17 protein-coding genes are annotated in these 16,801 nt (G+C 68.7%); 2 read left to right on the top strand and 15 right to left on the bottom strand.

The genetic code is table 11. The features are described 5' to 3' along the window. Window positions 1-24: 24 nt before the first annotated feature. The 8 genes from P3H15_RS26825 to P3H15_RS26790 form a co-directional block, all read right to left on the bottom strand. Window positions 25-786, bottom strand: a complete 762-nt coding sequence (locus P3H15_RS26825; RefSeq protein WP_276140014.1) for an SDR family NAD(P)-dependent oxidoreductase — start codon at window positions 784-786, stop codon at window positions 25-27. After that, window positions 783-1,985 (bottom strand): acyl-CoA dehydrogenase family protein, encoded by a 1,203-nt coding sequence (locus P3H15_RS26820; RefSeq protein ID WP_276140013.1) that lies wholly within the window; start codon window positions 1,983-1,985, stop codon window positions 783-785. Before P3H15_RS26820 ends, P3H15_RS26825 begins: the two co-directional genes overlap by 4 nt. A 52-nt stretch (window positions 1,986-2,037) precedes the next feature. Beyond that, window positions 2,038-3,000, bottom strand: a complete 963-nt coding sequence (locus tag P3H15_RS26815) for a phosphotransferase family protein (RefSeq protein ID WP_276140012.1) — start codon at window positions 2,998-3,000, stop codon at window positions 2,038-2,040. Next, window positions 2,997-4,202: an acyl-CoA dehydrogenase family protein gene (locus tag P3H15_RS26810; RefSeq protein ID WP_276140011.1), complete on the bottom strand. Its 1,206-nt coding sequence runs from the start codon at window positions 4,200-4,202 to the stop codon at window positions 2,997-2,999. The genes P3H15_RS26815 and P3H15_RS26810 overlap by 4 nt, the downstream gene beginning before the upstream one ends. Before the next feature lie 9 nt (window positions 4,203-4,211). After that, window positions 4,212-5,360 carry a thiolase family protein gene (locus P3H15_RS26805; RefSeq protein WP_276140010.1) on the bottom strand — a complete coding sequence of 383 codons (1,149 nt, stop codon included), beginning with the start codon at window positions 5,358-5,360 and terminating at the stop codon, window positions 4,212-4,214. Continuing rightward, entirely contained in the window at window positions 5,360-5,737 is a 378-nt protein-coding gene (locus P3H15_RS26800) for a Zn-ribbon domain-containing OB-fold protein (protein ID WP_276140009.1), read from the bottom strand. Before P3H15_RS26800 ends, P3H15_RS26805 begins: the two co-directional genes overlap by 1 nt. 37 nt (window positions 5,738-5,774) lie before the next feature. Then, window positions 5,775-6,563 carry an enoyl-CoA hydratase/isomerase family protein gene (locus P3H15_RS26795; protein ID WP_276140008.1) on the bottom strand — a complete coding sequence of 263 codons (789 nt, stop codon included), beginning with the start codon at window positions 6,561-6,563 and terminating at the stop codon, window positions 5,775-5,777. Between the two features lie 122 nt (window positions 6,564-6,685). Beyond that, the gene (locus P3H15_RS26790) at window positions 6,686-7,825 is read right to left on the bottom strand and encodes an acyl-CoA dehydrogenase family protein (RefSeq protein WP_276140007.1); all 1,140 of its coding nucleotides are present in this window, start codon (window positions 7,823-7,825) and stop codon (window positions 6,686-6,688) included. 101 nt (window positions 7,826-7,926) lie between these two features. Here P3H15_RS26790 and P3H15_RS26785 point away from each other — a divergent pair, with 101 nt between their 5' ends. Together P3H15_RS26785 and P3H15_RS26780 are read left to right on the top strand one after the other, a co-directional pair. Continuing rightward, complete coding sequence (locus tag P3H15_RS26785; RefSeq protein WP_276140006.1) at window positions 7,927-8,313, top strand: hypothetical protein; 387 nt, start codon at window positions 7,927-7,929, stop codon at window positions 8,311-8,313. Continuing rightward, complete coding sequence (locus P3H15_RS26780) at window positions 8,297-8,689, top strand: hypothetical protein (RefSeq protein ID WP_276140005.1); 393 nt, start codon at window positions 8,297-8,299, stop codon at window positions 8,687-8,689. The genes P3H15_RS26785 and P3H15_RS26780 overlap by 17 nt, the downstream gene beginning before the upstream one ends. Window positions 8,690-8,749: 60 nt before the next feature. On the opposite strand, the gene P3H15_RS26775 is transcribed toward P3H15_RS26780, so the two are convergent. The 7 genes from P3H15_RS26775 to P3H15_RS26745 all read right to left on the bottom strand — a co-directional run bounded on the left by P3H15_RS26775 (window position 8,750) and on the right by P3H15_RS26745 (window position 16,674). After that, entirely contained in the window at window positions 8,750-10,840 is a 2,091-nt protein-coding gene (locus tag P3H15_RS26775) for a glycosyltransferase family 39 protein (protein ID WP_276140004.1), read from the bottom strand. Beyond that, complete coding sequence (locus tag P3H15_RS26770; protein ID WP_276140003.1) at window positions 10,837-12,090, bottom strand: bifunctional glycosyltransferase family 2/GtrA family protein; 1,254 nt, start codon at window positions 12,088-12,090, stop codon at window positions 10,837-10,839. Before P3H15_RS26770 ends, P3H15_RS26775 begins: the two co-directional genes overlap by 4 nt. A gap of 98 nt (window positions 12,091-12,188) precedes the next feature. After that, the gene (locus P3H15_RS26765; RefSeq protein ID WP_276140002.1) at window positions 12,189-12,431 is read right to left on the bottom strand and encodes a hypothetical protein; all 243 of its coding nucleotides are present in this window, start codon (window positions 12,429-12,431) and stop codon (window positions 12,189-12,191) included. Window positions 12,432-12,671: 240 nt separating this feature from the next. After that, on the bottom strand, window positions 12,672-13,832 hold the full coding sequence (locus tag P3H15_RS26760) for an epoxide hydrolase family protein (RefSeq protein WP_276140001.1): 1,161 nt from the start codon (window positions 13,830-13,832) through the stop codon (window positions 12,672-12,674). A gap of 3 nt (window positions 13,833-13,835) precedes the next feature. Then, complete coding sequence (locus P3H15_RS26755; protein ID WP_276140000.1) at window positions 13,836-14,249, bottom strand: hypothetical protein; 414 nt, start codon at window positions 14,247-14,249, stop codon at window positions 13,836-13,838. Further along, window positions 14,246-15,082 (bottom strand): alpha/beta fold hydrolase, encoded by an 837-nt coding sequence (locus P3H15_RS26750; RefSeq protein ID WP_276139999.1) that lies wholly within the window; start codon window positions 15,080-15,082, stop codon window positions 14,246-14,248. The genes P3H15_RS26755 and P3H15_RS26750 overlap by 4 nt, the downstream gene beginning before the upstream one ends. Next, entirely contained in the window at window positions 15,079-16,674 is a 1,596-nt protein-coding gene (locus P3H15_RS26745) for an FAD-dependent oxidoreductase (protein ID WP_276139998.1), read from the bottom strand. Before P3H15_RS26745 ends, P3H15_RS26750 begins: the two co-directional genes overlap by 4 nt. Between the last annotated feature and the right edge of the window lie 127 nt (window positions 16,675-16,801).

The following is a 16,801-nucleotide window of genomic DNA, read 5'->3' as shown; positions in this document are numbered from 1 at the left end:
CTACTCCTGTTCGTGGCACGGGCGTCAGTAGACGGCGGTGCGTCCGCCGTCGACCGGGATCAGGGCGCCCGTGGTGTAGCCGGCACGGTCCCCGGCCAGATGCACGACGAGGCCGGCGATTTCATCCGGATGCCCCAGCCGTCCGGCGGGCAGCCGGTCGACGATCTTGCCGACGAACTCGTCGTCCCAGTCGGCAGCCATGTCGGTCGCGAATCCGCCCGGCATGATGCAGTTCACCCGCACCCGGGGCGCGTATTCCTGCGCGAACGCCATCGTCAGCGCGTTGAGGCCGTTCTTCGACGCCGCATACATCGCCTCGGGCGGGCTGGGCCGCACCGCGCCGATGCTCGAGATGTTGATGATCGAACCGCCTCCGGCCGCGCTCATCCTGGCGCCGGCCACCGCCATCAGCCGGAACGGTCCCTTGAGGTTGACCTCGATCGTCTTGTCGAACAGCGACTCGGACACCGACTCCAGTGTCGGTGACAGGGGTGCGATGCCGGCGTTGTTCACGACGACGTCGAGCTTTCCGAATCGGGTGACGATGTGGTCGACCGCGGTTTCGATCGCGTCCCACCTGCCGACGTGCAGTGCGAGCGGTTCGGCGATTCCACCGGTGTCCCGGACGATCGCACGGGCCGCGGAGACGCACGCCTCCTCCTTGCGGCTCGACACGATCACGGTGGCTCCCGCGGCGGCGAGGCCGCCGGCGATGGCGTATCCGAGCCCGCGGGTCGCCCCCGTGACCAGTGCGACCTTGCCCGTCAACTCCTGTGTCGTGTTCATGCGTACTTCTTCAGTTCGAGGCGCGCGATCGTGCGCAGATGGACTTCGTTGGGGCCGTCGGCGATCTGCAGTGCCCGGGTGATCGCGTACAGCCGGGCCAGGATCGTGTCGTCACTCACGCCCGCGGCGCCGTGCGCCTGGACGGCGTGGTCGACCACGCGATGCGCAACCTCCATCGCGGCCACCTTGATCGCGGCGACCTCCGAGCGGGCCGCGGCGTTGCCGCGGGTGTCCATCAGCCACGACGACTGCAGTACCAGCAGCCGGATCTGGTCGATCTCCATCCGGCTCCGCGCAATCCACTCACGCACCACACCGCGATCGGCGAGGGGTCCACCGAACGCGGTGCGCTGCAGGGTTCGTCGGCACATCAGCTCGAGGGCGCGTTCGGCCATGCCGATCGCCCGCATCGCGTAGTGCATGCGCCCCGGCCCCAGCCGGCCCTGCGCGATCGCGAAACCGTCACCCTCGGCGCCGAGCATGTGGTCGGCGGGCACCCGCACGTCCGTGAACTGGACCTCGCCGTGGCCGAGACGGTCCCGGTAGCCGAACATCGGCAGATCGCGGAGCACCTCGATGCCGGGAGCATCCGCCGGCACCAGGATCATGCTCTGCTGCCGGTACGTCGGGGCGTCGGGATCGGACTTGCCCATGAAGATGACGAGCTTGCAGTCGGGATCGAGAATGCCCGAGGTGTACCACTTCCGGCCGTTCAGGACGTACTCGTCGCCGTCGCGGCGGATGGTCGAGGTGATGTTGGTGGCGTCCGAACTCGCCACCTCCGGTTCCGTCATCGCGAACGCCGACCGGATCGTGCAGTCCAGGAGCGGCGCGAGCCAGCGTGACTGCTGTTGCGGGGTGCCGTACATGGCCAGGATTTCCATGTTGCCGGTGTCGGGCGCCGAGCAGTTGATCGCTTCGTTGCCGATCACCGACCGTCCGACCATCTCGGCAAGAGGGGCGTACTCGAGGTTGGTGAGCCCGGCGCCCCATTCGCCGTGCGTCATGAAGAGGTTCCACAGTCCGAGTTCCCGTGCCTTCGCCTGCAGGTCCAGCATGACCTTCGGCTGTTCGTGCGGGTTGTCGTTCGACCTGATCTGCTCGTCGTACACGGCCTCGGCCGGATAGACGTGCTCTTCCATGAAGGTCCGCAGTTGCTCGAGCAGTCGCTCGGTGCGTGCGGAGTATCCGAAGTCCACGTGTCGTCCTTTCTGTTCCTGTCAGCGCCTCGAGCGGTGCGCGAAAGAGTGGTCAGGCAAGTAGTGCGGTGCCGCTGCGAATGAGCTGCGAGATGGTGTCGGGCAGCCGTTCCTGATCGGGGTCGTGGTGGCGGCCCTCTCGGTGCCTGCGCAGGTTGTGGCCCATGATCGCGGCCATCTTCAGACGGCCGAGTGCGTTGAACCAGTTCATGTCCGGCAGTGCCGGGGCGTCCCCGGTGTAGAGGTCGATCAGCTCGTCCTCGCTCGGCAGGTTCGGCACCGCGCGCCCCACCCCGGGGAAGTTCGCGCCGTCGGCGAAGACGAGGAACCAGCCGAGCTCGACCCGCGGATCGCCCACGCTCCAGATCTCCCAGTCGATCAATGCCGCCGGCTCCGTGCCCCGCGCGATGATGTTGCCGAGCCGGTAATCGCCGTGCACCAACGTGGGCGCAACCCCGTCCGGGACGTCGGCGGCGAGCAGACGCAGCAACTTCTCGCCCCCACTGACGAGTTCGGGGGGAACGGCGCCCAGGGTGCGTTGCCACCGCGCCAGCTCGGCGGCCGGCGACAACGGACCACCGGCGGCCGGGATCGTGTCGAGGGGCACCGCATGCAGCAGCGGGAGCACCTCGACGGCCCGGCGCATCCGCGCGGCAGCGACGGCCGGTTCGACCGCCGGTGTATCGAGCACCGGCTCGAGGGATTCCCCGGCGACGCACTCCATCGCGAACCACGCCGGACCGTCCTCGTCGACGGTGACGATGCGGGGCACGGGAACCGCTGTGGCGCCGAGCGTTTCCATGATCCTCGCCTGGCGCACCATGTCGTGCCGCCCGATGGGACGCTGCCCCTCCGGCACAGCCTTGACGACGAGGTCGCCCCCACCGGTCCGGACCTTGTAGGTCAGTCCGGAGTGCCCGCCGGGCAACGGCTCGAGCGGGCCGACGTCCAGGCCCGGGTTCTGCTCGCGCAGGCGACGCGCCACACGGTCGTCGAGGGTGATCGTTGCACTCACGGGCGGGGCTCCCTCGGCAGGCCGAGCACGCGCTCGGCGAGGATGTTGCGCTGGATCTCGTCGGTGCCGCCTGCGATGCGGTAGCCGGGTGCGCCGAGTACGTGCTCGGTCCACGCGAACGTTCCCCACTCGCCCGAGTCGGCGATCAGGTCGCGCCCCAGCAGCATCCGGACGACCTCCGAGGTGCGCGCCATGGTGTCGGTGGCGAGCAACTTGCCCACCGACGCCTCCGGGCCGGGGTCCTTGTCGGCGACCACGGCGGCGGCCACCCGCATGCCCGTCACCCGCTGGACATAGCTGCGCGTCACCAGATCCGCGACCTTGTCGCGCTCGATCTCGGACAGCTCCCGGCCCAGGTGGCGGGCGAGTTCGACGGCCTGGTCCGCGTTGGCCAGGCCGAGATTCCCGGCGTCGAGGCGCTCGGCGGCCAGCACGGTCAATGCGACCGGCCAGCCCTGCCCCACCGGCCCCAGCCGGTAGTCGTCCGACAGTTCGACGCCGTCGAGATACACCTCGTTGAAGGAACTGCCCCCGGTCATCTGGCGGATCGGCCGGACGGTGACGCCGGGAGCGTCCATCGGGACCATGAAGACGGTGAGGCCCTTGTGTTGGGGCGCGTCGGGGTCGGTTCGGCACACCGCGACCCCGACGTCGGCGACCCGGGCGCCGGACGTCCAGACCTTGTGCCCGGTGATCGTCCACCGGCCGTCCCGCTCGACCGCTCTCGTCCGGACCGCCGCCAGGTCGGACCCGGCTTCGGTTTCCGAGAACAGCTGACAGGCGATGATGTCGGTGCGGAGCATCGCCCGCACGTACCGCTCACACTGCTCGGACGTTCCCCACTGGGCGATGGCCGGTGCTACCAGTTGCTGAGTGACCGAGAACATTTCGGTTCGGCGGGGCACGTCGAAACAGTTCTCCTCCCGCCGGAAGGCCAGCACGTAGGACATCGGCAGTCCGCGGCCGCCGAATTCGACCGGCCAGTTCATCGAACCCCAGCCGGCGTCGAACTTCGTCTGCTCGTACGCCCGGATGTGGTCGGTCTCTTCGCGTTCCTGCGCAGCGGTCCAGTTCTCGAAGACGGCGACCGAGTCGGGTCCCACCCCCCATTTGATCTGGGTGCGCGGTTCGGCGACCGTTCGCAGCCACGCGCGGGCGTCGTCCACGAACTGGTCCAGGCCGGGCATCGTTGCTTGATTCATGGCTCTTCCTCAGACTGACAGGACGGTGCAGGCGCTGATCCCGGGCGCACCGTAGACGTGGGTGAATCCGATCCGCGGGTTTCCGGGGACCTGCCGGGCACCGGCCTCACCGCGCAATTGCGTGACTATCTCGTGTATCTGCCGGAGGCCGGACGCGCCGATCGGTTCCCCGTTCGCGATGCAACCGCCGTCGGTGTTGACCGGGATCCGACCGCCGATTTCCGTCTCCCCCGCGGCGATCAGCTTGTCCTGCTCGCCGTGTTCGCAGAATCCGCATTCGGCCATGTGCATGATCTCGGCGCCGCTCTCCGTGTCCTGGAGTTGCGCGACGTCCACGTCGGAAGGTCCGAGTCCGGCCTGCTCGAATGCGGCGGCCGCGGTGGACGTGCTCACGCTCGACGGGGTTCCCGCGCCCTGTATCGACGGGCCGAACACCTCGAACGAGCCGAACCGGCGGGTGCCCGCCGAAATGCCCCGCAGGTGCACCGGTCGTCCGCCGAGTCGCCGGACGGCGGTCTCGCTCGCCACGACGACGGCCGCACCGCCCTCGCCGGGTGAGCAGAACATGTACCGGGTCAGAGGGTCGTTGACCATGTCCGCGGCGGCGATCGTCTCGGCCGACATGGGTTCACGCCGCCAGGCATTCGGGTTCAGGGAGCCGTTGCGATACGCCTTCTCCGCGACGGCGGCCAGTGTGGGGGCGCTGATTCCGTGTTCGCGCATGTACCGCGCGATCTTGATGCCGAAGAACTGGGTGGTGACCATGAGACCCGCCTCGCCGTAGCCGACGGGCAGACCCCAGTCCTGTGGCGCCGGGTCGAACGCGCCGCGCGGGTGCTTGTCGAAGCCGACCGCGAGTGCGATGTCGGCGGCGCCGGCACGAATGGCGTTGACGGCCGACACCAGTGCGCTACCCCCTGTCGCGCAACCGTTCTTGACATTGGTGAACGGGATTCCGGTGAGTCCGAGTTCGGACACCAGAGTGTCGGCGAGCCCGGAGCCGTCGCTGCCACCGAACGCGACCTGAACGTCGGTCCATGCGATGCCGGCGTCGGCCAGGGCGGACGCGATCGCGTCCAGGGCGAGCCCGCGGCCGGTCTTGTCCGGTTGGCGCCCGAATTTCGACAGTCCGGCCCCGATGATCGACACGGTGGACATCAGCGGGTCTCCTTCAGATAGGCGTCGGTGGCGAACCGGGGCACCGGTGCCGTGGCGACCAAGGTCACCGGCGCCCCGTCGTCCAACTCGTCGAAGTCGTGGCAGTCGAGAACGCCTTCGACCCTGATTCCCTCGGGGAGTTCGACGTAGCCGACCGCGAACGGTGAGAACCCGTCCGGCGGCGGAACATACGGCGGCGATTTCGGGGCGAACCGCTGGACCGTGTACGCCCAGACCGTTCCGCGTGCACTCAAGGTCAACGGCGACATCGCCGGCCCGGCGCACCTCGAGCACACGGTGGCAGCCGGGAACGCGACGGTCGAACAGTGGGCGCAGCGGCTCGCTTCGAGCGCCGGCGCGGTGGGTGTCTCGCCCATCGTCACTCTCTCCTCGGGATTCGTCGTCGGGGTCGGATCAGCGACCGACCCACTTCGGCTCACGCTTTTCGAGGAACGCGTTCACGCCTTCGCGAGCGTCCTCCGATTGCAGCGCGTTGCCGACGGCGAGGTGCTCCATCACCATGAGCGACTGGATGTCCGCGTCGAGACCGCGGTCGATGCACATCTTGGTGAGCTTCATCATGAACGGGCTCTTGTCCACGATCGGCGCGATGAACTCGGCGAGAAGCTTGTCCAGGTCGTCGGCCGGCGCCGACGCGTTGATCAGGTCGAAGGCCTCCGCCTCCTTGCCGGTGAGGAGTTTGCCGGTGAGCATGAGCTCCTTGGTCTTGCGAACGCCGATCATGCGCGGCAGCCGGTAGATCGGGCCCGCGCCACCGAACAGTGCGCGGCGGATGTGGAAGTCGCCGATCCGGGCGTCCTCGGCTGCGATCGCGAAGTCGCAGGAGATCATCAGCTCGAATCCGCCTGCGGTGACGAAGCCTTCGAGGACTGCGACGGACGGGGTGTTCATCGAGTACAGGCGGTCGCACACCCGGGCCGACAGCACCGCGACATCCATCGCGGTGGTGGAGCCGACGTACTTCTCCCGCAGTTCGTCGAGATCGAATCCCGAGCAGAACGTGCCGTCGCGTCCACGCAGGACCAGCACCTTGAGTTCGGGGTCGTTGTCGACCTCGACGATGATCTCGTCGAGGCGGTGCAGCAACTCGACGGTGACCGCGTTCTTCTTGTGCGGGCGGTTGAGCCACACGCGGGCGACGTCGCCGTCCTTCTCGAGAACGATGTGGTCGGTGTCCACCATGTCGGGGTCCTTTCGAGGAATGAAACTGAACTGGATTCACTTCAGTTCTACTGGGTGGGAGGTGGTCCGTCAATAGCGGGGCCGAAGAGCGTCGGATTCTGCCGGCAGCAGCCGGCCCGATGTCAAAGTCCGACGAGATCCGCGATCCGCCCGCGGTGCGCCCGCGAATCCCCCAGCAGCGGTTCGTCTCCGAGCGCGCGGCGAACATAGGAGTGCGTCGCGTGTTCCCAGGTGAAGCCGACTCCCCCGTGCAGTTGCACGGCCTCCATCGCGGTGGCGATCACGGCCTCGGTGCAGACCGCACCCGCGACAGCGGCCGGAAGTGCCGCGGCGCCCGGGTCTTCCGCGAACACCGCGGCCGCGTACCGCGCCGCAGATCGCGCCTTCTCGAGCTCGACGAGAGTGTTCGCCAGTCGATGCTTGACAGCCTGAAAGGAGCCGATCGCCCGCCCGAACTGGCGTCGCTGCATGGTGTATTCCCGTGTACTGTCCAGCAATCGGTCGATCACGCCGACGTGCTCGCAGGCCAGTCCGATCACTCCGAGGCTCTGCAACGTCTCGACCGCGCGCGGTGCGTCACCGGGTCCGGCGAGACGCACCGCCTCCGCGTCGTCGAAGAGCAGATTCGCCTGCCGCCGGCTGGGGTCGACCACCGGAAGTTCTGTTCGCCGCACCGTCGCGGTCCGCAGATCAACCGCGTAGAGGCCGGGTCCGTCGTCGGCGTGCGCGAGCAGCACGACGACATCGGCGGCGCCGCCCTGCACGACATTCGTCGCGCGACCGGACAGCGACCATCGGTGGCCGGCGCGCGTGGCGTCGACGAAATCGGTCTGCCCACTCAGGGCCGTCACCGTCGCGACGAGTTCGCCCCGGACGACCCGGTCGAGCAGTTCGTCCACCGTGCGCGACCTTTCGGCCGCGAGTAGGGCGTGCACTCCCAGCGTGGCGGACGTGAGCACCGGTTCGCAGACCAGCGCGCGCCCGCATTCTTCGAGAACGATGCCGAGTTCGACCACGCTGTATCCGAGGCCGCCGCGATCCTCCGGCACCGTCAGGGCCGCGACGTTCATCTCCTCGACGAGCAGCGACCACAACTCGGGGGAATAGCCGACCCGGGACCGGGCGGCGAGTCGGCCGTCCTCGAGGGTCGAGTGGCAGTCGAGCAGGCGGCGCATGACGTCGCGGATGTCTTCGTGCTCGGCGGCGGGGGTCATCGCCGCGGGTTCGGTCTCGGGCCAGGGCCTGGAAAGGGAGGACTGCATTGAACTCTCCTGTAAATTGACGTGAGTTCAGTTTAGTTTCGCAGAAGTCGAGACGGCAAGGACTCTCGACAGACCCACCCATGTTGAACTAAGTTCATTTCATGACCGATGCACTCGTGATCGAGCAGTACTACGCGATCCTCGACAGCGGCCGGATCGAAGACGCGGTTGCCCTGCTCGACGAATCGATCGAGTTCGCCATACTCCTTCCCGGTACCGTCCGTCGCGGCCACAGCCGCGCCGACATGCTCGACTACCTCCGGGGACGACCCCCGGTCGACCGACGGCACGTGCTGCTGCGGACGAGCAGCGCCGGCGACGTCCAGTTCGCCTACGGCTCCGTCGTCGAGAACGAGACGAAGACGACCGGCTACTTCCTCGCCGCCATGCACTTAGGCGCCGACGGCACCATCGACGCGTACGAAGTGTCCTTCGACACCGAATTCAGCATTCTCACAAGGGAGTTGGCACATGGCAAGCGCGACTGACCTGGACCCGAGGACGTCATCGACGCCCGTGCTGGTCGCATGGTTCGCGATCATGGATTCGGACGATCCCGACCGCGTCCTGACGATGATCACCGACGACTTCCGGATGTCGGTCCAATTCTCCACCGGCGGCGGGAAGGCAGCCGAATTCGTCGGCGATCGCGCAGGTCTCGTCGGGTACCTGCAGCAACGCGAGAAGAGCGTGCTGGTGCACGAGATCCTCGCGGGCTCGCGGGTGGGTGACGTCGAGCTGGCGCTGGGACGCACCACCCGGAACGGCGAATTCGAGGCGTCGTTCAACACCTCGGCACAGCTCGACGAGTCGGGGCACGTGCGGAGGTTGCTCATCTGCCGCACGCCCGAGATCTCGTTCTGACACCCCTGTGAGTACTTGTTAACCGCGGGCGGTTAACAAGTACTCACAGGGGGTTTCGGGTCAGGACGTGAGGTCGTACAGGGTCACGCTGTCCACGGTGACGGCGGTGAAGTTCGCCTGCACCCAGGTGGAGATCTCCGACGCGGTGCCGTCGCCACCCATTCCGCCGCCTCGGCCGCCGGCGATGAAGTAGTGGATCTTCCCGTCCGCCACGTCCTGCTGGAACTGCTCGAGCGTGGGTGACGGATCGCTGCCGTTGAACCCGCCGATCGGCATGACCGGATCCTCGGTGGCGAGTTGGTACCCCGACGCACTGTTGGAACCGATCGCCGCTGCCACCCAGGTGTAGTTGTCGAAATCCTGTTCCAGCAACGCCACGAGCTCCGGGCTCGGGTTGCTGCCGGAGAGCAGTCCCCCGGCGGCGCCGCCGCCCATGGCACCCATACCGCCCATGCTGTCGGTGGCACTTGCGCCGAAGGTGGCACCGGGAGCGATGCCGGGAGCCGCACCTCCCGGCATCGTGGGCGCGGCGCCGCCGTCGGTGCGCCCGCCCATGCGTCCGGCACCGTCCATGCCACCGGGGCCACCCATTCCGCCGAAGCCACCGCGACCGCCTTCGACGGTGGGTCCGGCCGAGACGATCGAACCGGTGTGCGGCGTCGCGATCGTGTCGACGGCGTACGCCGTCGGTCCGGCGAGCCCGGTGAACAGCGCGGCCAGCATGACGACGGCCGCGATCCGGCCCCTGGTCAGCGCCGGGATCAGCACGGCCACCGCGGCGAGAACACCGGCGACGACCACGGCCCACTTCAGCCACGGCACGAACGACGCACTGCGCCCGAGCAGAACCCAGGACATGGCCGCGGTGGCCAGCAGGGTCACCGCGAGAACCGCACGCACCCACAGGGTGTCGCGTCGCCGCCACAGCGTCACCGAACCGATCGCCACCAGCGCGGCGACGGCCGGTGCGAGCGCGACGGTGTAGTAGGCGTGGAAGATTCCCGCCATGAAACTGAACGTCAGTCCGGTGACGAGCAGCCACAGTCCCCACACGACGAACGACGCACGGTGCGTGTCGGTGCGTGGCGCCCTGCCGCGCACTGCGAGACCGGCGACCAGCAGGATCAGCGCGGCCGGGATCAGCCAGGCGATCTGACCGCCCTGAGCCGACTCGAACATGCGCGTGATGCCGGTGCTGCCCCACATTCCGCCGCCACCGCCGGGGCCGCCTCCGGGGAAGCCCCCGCCTGCCATGGCGTCGCCCAATGCTGCTCCGGCTTCGCCACGCGCGCCGCCACCGGGCGTGACGCTGCCCGTCTCCTCACCGTTCAACCGGCCGAGACCGTTGTAGCCCAGCGTGAGTTCGAGGATCGAGTTGTTCTGCGAACCACCGATCCAGGGCCGCGACGACGCCGGCCACAGCTCGACGGTCAGCAACCACCAGCCCGCGGAGACGATCATCGCGCCGAGCGCGGCGAAGCACTGGGCGAGGCGTTTGCCGAACTTCGGCGGTCCCGCGAGGAGGTAGGTCAGGGCGAGCGGCGGGACGACGAGCATCACCTGAAGCTGCTTGGTGAGGAACCCCAGCCCGACGAACACGCCGGTCAGCACCATCCACCGGGTGCGTCCGTCCTCCACGGCACGCAGCATCGCCCACACGGACGCGATCATCAGCAGCACCAGCAGCGCGTCCGGGTTGTTGAACCGGAACATGAGCACCGCGATCGGCGTCAGTGCGAGCACCAGACCGGCGAGCAGACCGGCCGCGGCCCCGAACCACCGCTTCACCGTCGCGTACAGCAGAGCGACGGAACCGACGCCGAGCAGCGCCTGCGGTACCAGCATCGCCCAGGTGTTGAGGCCGAAGATCCGGACCGACAACGACATCACCCACAGCGACATCGGCGGCTTGTCGACGGTGATGGAGTTGGCTGCGTCGGAGGAACCGAAGAAGAACGCCTTCCACGACTCCGAACCCGCCTGCACCGCGGCGGCGTAGAACGAGTTGGCCCAGCCGGAGGCGCCGAGCCCCCAGATGTACGCGACCGCCGTCCCGACGAGCAGTGCGGCAAGCGCCCAGGGCTCCCACCTCCGCCGGGCGGGAGGAGGTTCGGGCGTTTCGACCTTCGGTTGCTCGAGGGTCGTCGTCATGCGTGAACTCCTTCGGGGCGAGCGTTCCGGAACACCCAGCGAAGGGCTATGAAACGGCTGATGGTGGCAACGAGATTGGCGAGGACGAGGACGGCGAGTTCGACGTGCTTGGACGCGTCCGGGGCCGCCGAGTGCAGGACGAACAGGGAACCGCTGGTGAGGAACAGTCCGAACCCGAACACGAGCAGACCCTGCATCTGGTGCCGGGCGGCGCCTTCGGATCCGCGCACTCCGAACGTGAACGCGCGGTTCGCGGCCGTGTTGAGCACGGCCGTGACGAGCAGTGAGACGGCGTTGGCCCACTGCGCACCCAGGACCGGATGCAGAACCAGGTAGAGCAGCGCGTACGCGACGGTGGAGGCGATCCCGATCACCGCGAACCGGGCCAACTGCCCGACCATGCCGCGGGGAACCCCGGGCACCAGCGGCTCGCGTCCGAAGCTGTCCCGGAGACTGCCGATCGGCAGCGATCCGGTAGACAGCGCCCGGCCCACCCGCCACACACCCTTGAGGTCGGCGACCGCGGTCGCGACGATGTCGACGCGGCTGTCCGGGTCGTCCACCCAGTCGACGGGGACCTCGTGGATGCGCAGGCCCGCGCGTTCCGCGAGCACCAGCAATTCCGTGTCGAAGAACCATCCGGTGTCCTCGACCAACGGCAGCAGGCGCTGCGCGACGTCCGCGCGCATCGCCTTGAACCCGCACTGCGCGTCGGAGAACCGCGCGTGCAGCGCGCTGCGGAGGATGAGGTTGTAGCTGCGGGAGATGAACTCGCGCTTCGGGCCCCGGACCACCCGCGAGGAGCGGGCGAGCCGGGAGCCGATCGCGAGGTCCGAATGCCCCGACAGCAGCGGTGCGATCAGCGGCATCAGGGCGTTGAGGTCCGTCGACAGATCGACGTCCATGTACGCCACCACCTCGGCGTCGGAGGCACTCCACACCGCGCGCAGGGCGCGGCCGCGCCCCTTCTCGTCGAGATGCACGACGCGGACGCCGTCGATCTCGGCGGCCAGGCGGTGGGCCACGGCGAGGGTGGCGTCGACGCTGGCGTTGTCGGCGATGGTGATGCGGGCGGTGTAGGGAACGTTCTCGTCGAGGTGCCGCCGCAGCCGGCGCACGCAACGTTCGAGTCCTGCTTCCTCGTTGTAGACCGGCACGACAACGTCGAGCACGGGCGCGGTCTCGGAAGTTCCGGAGGTCTCGAGTCGTCCCATGGCGCCCGGTGCTCGGGAGAGGGAATTCGTCGTCATGGGTCCAAGGTTCAGCCCGGACGCTGCGATCACTCTGGACGGAGGCTGGGAGTTTCCTGTGCGCTTCGCGCCCGTGAGTACTTATTAACCGCGGAAGGTTAACAAGTACTCACGGGTGGCGAAGCCGCAGGAGGGGTCTGGTCGGGGTCGGAGATCGAGAGCTTCTGTTCGCACAGTTCGAAGAGCGAACTCGCTCGGTGCGGCGTGAGCCGAACACGACCACGGGTCAGGATGTTGGCCAGCCGCTGGTAGAACGCGTGCTCGGGCAGGCCGAAGCGGACGAGGATGTCGTCGTCGGGCGCGCCGCCCCACGGCTGCCACATCGAGGCGAAGTCGACCATGATCTGCGATTCCGTCGGTTTCCTGTCGGGTCGTCGCGGGTATCGCCTCACCCCGGTGCGGGTGGCTGTGCGGTGGGGGCTCATCGGACTACGGATTTCAGACCGCGAGTATCCAATGCCCCGTCGACCAATGCCCCATCGACAGCCGACAGCGCAATCACGGCCGTACGGCCGATCCACAGCGGAATCATCATGACTTCTCCTCTGGTATCTCCACTTTTGAACACTCCGCAGCGCGCCCTAGAGTCCGGCGAGGAAGGCACGCAGGTCGGCGACCAGGAGCTCCGGCTGCTCCCACGCACCGAAGTGGCCGCCTCGTGCCATCGGCGTCCACCGCACGATGTTGTAGTGGTCCGAGGCGATCCGCAGGGACGTCGGATAAAGCTCCCGAGGGAACAGGGCGACTGCGGTCGGCACCTCGATCCGGCCCTGCGGCGGGGTCGAGCCGAGTGCGGCCAGACGAGCCTCGTGGTATAGCCGTCCCGACGAGCCGCCGGTCCCGGTCGCCCAGAAGGTCGTCACGCTGGTGAGGATCTCGTCCTTGGTCAGGACGGATTCCAGGTCCCCGGCGCAGTCGGTCCACGTGCGCAGCTTCTCCACGATCCATGCCGCCTGACCGACAGGCGAATCCGCGAGCGCGTACGAGAGCGTCTGTGGCTTGGTCGACTGGAGCATCACGTAGCCGAGTTCGGTCGCGCGCAGTGCCTCGTTCGCCTGCTGCTGGTGCTCCTCCTCCGGTGTGAGCACGCCGTTGCGGGGGCGCAGTCCGCTCACGAGGAGGGTGAGGTGGAGGCCGGCGAGTCGCTCGGGCGCCTCCCTGGCCATCGCGGTGGAGACCACCGATCCCCAGTCGGTCCCGTGGGCAGCGAACCGCTCGTATCCCAGGCGCGTCATGAGCTCGAGCCAGGCGCGCGCGATGCGGCCCGGATGCCAGCCACTCTCCGTCGTCGGCAAGCTCCAGCCGAACCCGGGCAGCGACGGCGCGACCACGTGGCAGGCGTCCTCGGCTCGTCCGCCGTATGCCGTCGGATCCGTCAGCGGACCGATCACCTCGAGGAACTCCAGCGGCGTGCTCGGCCACCCGTGCGTCAGCATCAGCGGCCTCGCCTGGGGATGCGGCGAGCGCACGTGGAAGAAGTGGACGCGTGCCCCGTCGAGCGTGGTGAGGAACTGCGGCCAGGTGTTCTGCACGCGCTCGGCCGCGCGCCAGTCGAAGTCGTCGCGCCAGTAGTCGACCAGGGCGCGCAGGTAGTCGCCGTCGGCTCCGCGCTCCCATCCCGAGCCCGGGATCTGGTCGGGCCATCGAGTCAGTGCCAGCCGCTGCCGAAGGTCGTCGAGCACGCCGTCCGCGACGTGGACCTCGAACGGCGTGATGTCGCCGTCGTTCGCGTGGCCGCCCATCGCTCACTGCCCTCCGTCGATCAAGCGACCCAGCTCGACCATGCCGGGGACGTCGATACGCGTCGAGCCGACACGCCAGACCGGCGTCGGCCGACGACGGGGCGGGACCAGTGGCAACGCGAGACTGCAGGTCGCCGCCACGATCCGCGGATGCTCGTCGTGCCGCCACAACACGTTCGCCCGGGAGATCTCGACACGGTCGCCCCGCGCACCGACGAACACAGCCGAGCCGCCCTGGTGCAGCACGCCCTCGCCGCACGCCTCCACCCACTCGTCGAGCCGCAGGAACCGGAGATCCGCAAGGCGCTTTCCGACCCCGCTCAGGTCGCAGATGTAGCGCTCTCCGGCGATCAGCGGCGGATACCGCGGCACCAGCCAACGCGAGATCAGGTCCGCGACCGCCCGCCACCCGCTCATCGGTCGACCAGCCCGGCGAGCATGCGCTCGATCGCCTCCGCACAGCGTGCCGGCTGGTCGAGCGGGACATGGTGGAAGGCATCGGGTACCACCTCGACCGGTACCGCGTGCCCCAGCCACTTCTCCAGGCAGGACACCGAGTCGGGGCCACCCATGTCGGTCTGCGCGCCGTACAGGTAGCCGACCGGGCAGAGCACCGCCGACAGGTCCGCACGTACGCCGTCGTTGCTCAGCCGGCGACGCGCAGCCGGGTCGAACTTCCACCGCCACCCCGGGCCGGCCTCGACGAGCCCGGAGCGGGCGACCTCCTGCAGCAGCTGCGGGTCGGCATTCGTCCGGTCGGGCAGCAGCCGGAACCGGTCGAGCGCCTCCTTCGCGGTGGCGAAGACCCGTGCCGTCGTGGTCGGCGGCGGGAGCTCCCGCAGGGGCAACCGCGTGTCGACCAGGACCAGCCGGTCGACGAGCTCGGGGAAGCGGGCGGCCGTCGCGGCAGCGACCAGACCTCCCATGCTGTGGCCGACCACCGCCGAGGTGCTGCCTCCGTCGCCCGCGCCTGCTCGCGCGGCGCGCAACACGGCAGCCATCTCCTCGGCCCAGAGCTCGGCGCGGTAGGCCGGCCGGTGCCCGCTGTCGCCGTGCCCGCTCAGGTCGGCCACCACGACGTGGTGCTCGCGGGCCAGCACGGGAGCAACCTCGGTCCACCAGCCGGAATGTGCGGCCCCGCCGTGGACGAGGAGCACGGTGTCGGCCGCGGGCGACCCGAGACGCCGGTAGGCGATGGCGGCGCCGCCGACCTCGACGATCTCGGCGGCCGCTACCGGCCCTGCGCTCATGCCTGCGCCCGGGATGCCGCGAGCAGCTCGGGGATGGTCACCAGCTTCTGCCGCGGCCGCGCGTTCTCCCGTCCCCGGCGCTTCTCCTCCAAGTCGATGCGCCCCCAGGCCGCTTTGTCGAGCAGGTCCTCGACCCGGTCCGCGAGCAATTTCTCCAGCTCGTCGGGCGTGCGGCACGGATCGGAGAGCCGACCGGCGGCGAGATCGTGGAGGACGCTGTCGACAGTCTCCTCGGCGTCCTGCTTGTTGCTCCCGATGATCCCGCGCGGACCGCGCTTGATCCAGCCGGAGCAGTAGAGGCCCGGTACCGCCTCGTCGCGTTCGGGGTCGACGACGCGGCCGGCATCGTTCGGCAGCGTCGCGGTCGTCTCGTCGAACGGCAGGCCCGCGACCGCGGTGCCGCGGTAGCCGATGGCGCGCAACACCAGCGAGGTCTCGACACGCTCGGTTGTCCCGTCGGGACGGCGGAAGGTGATCGCCTCGACCTCGTTCTCGCCCTCGACCGAGATCGGCTCGAGACCGAACCGGAACCGGATCACCGGCCCCTCGGCGCCGTCACGGTCCACGGCGCGCAGCAGCACCTCGTGCTTGCGCCCACTACCGCGGTCCGCCACCTCGTCGCGCTCGGCGACGACGGCGATCCCTTCGAGCTTCTCCAGCGCCAGCAGCTCACCCTGTGAGAACGCTCCGTGCTCGGCGCCGCGCCGGGCGGCGACGACCACCTCGGTGACGCTGCTGCCGGCGAGCGCGGCGATGGCGTGCTGGGCCATCTCGGTGGCGTGGAAGTCGTCGGCCGGACGCAGCAGCGTCCGCGCGACGTCGAGGGCGACGTTGCCGTTGCCGATCACCACGACTCGCTCGCCGCTGAGGTCGAAGCTTTCGGTCGCGTGGTCGGGGTGGCCGTTGTACCAGGCGACGAACGTCCGGGCGGCGTGCACCCCGGGAAGGTCCTCGCCGGGAATGCCGAGCTTGCGGTCGTCCCTCGCACCGCCGGCCCAGAGCACGGCATGGTGATACTCGAGCAGCTCCTCGACCGCGATGTCCTTGCCGACCTCGACGTTGAAGTAGCAGGTCACGTTGGGCCGGGACAGCACGCCGGCGAACCGGTCGACGATCTTCTTCGTCTTGGCATGGTCTGGTGCGACACCGGCACGCACCAGCCCGAATGGCGTGGGCAGCCGCTCGAGCATGGTGACCGAGACGCCCTTGATGTCGCTGAGCGTGGCGGCCGCGTAGCACGCCGCGGGCCCGGTGCCGACGATGGCGACGCTCAGCGAGGCCTTGTCCTGCGGCAGCATTCGGCGGGTGAAGGTCGGCGCGCCGACCCCGACGAGGGGATTGACCACGAAGTACTCGGCGTTGATCGCCATGTAGTCCGACAGCTCTTCGGGCAGGTCCCAGTCGGAGTGGACCGCCTCGACCGGGCACTCGTCCATGCAGGCGCCGCAGTCGATACAGGTGCCCGGATCGATGTACAGCTGCTCGGTGGTGGTGAAGTCGGGGTCGCCGGGACGAGGGCGGATGCACTGGACGGGGCAGACGGCGATGCACGACCCGTCGTTGCAGCATCCCTGCGAGATCACGAACGTCATGTGCTTGAGCTCTCCGTATTCGGGTGGGTGGCACTCGCGACGCGCTCATCGGCAAGTACGTCGGACACAATTAGTACACGATAACGCAACACAAAAGCGATTGCGAGCAATCGGCCCCAACTCCCTC

It is taken from the genome of Rhodococcus sp. T2V, assembly GCF_029269925.1.
Taxonomy (GTDB): Bacteria; Actinomycetota; Actinomycetes; order Mycobacteriales; family Mycobacteriaceae; genus Rhodococcus_F; species Rhodococcus_F koreensis.
This window is presented reverse-complemented; position numbering and strand designations above follow the sequence as displayed.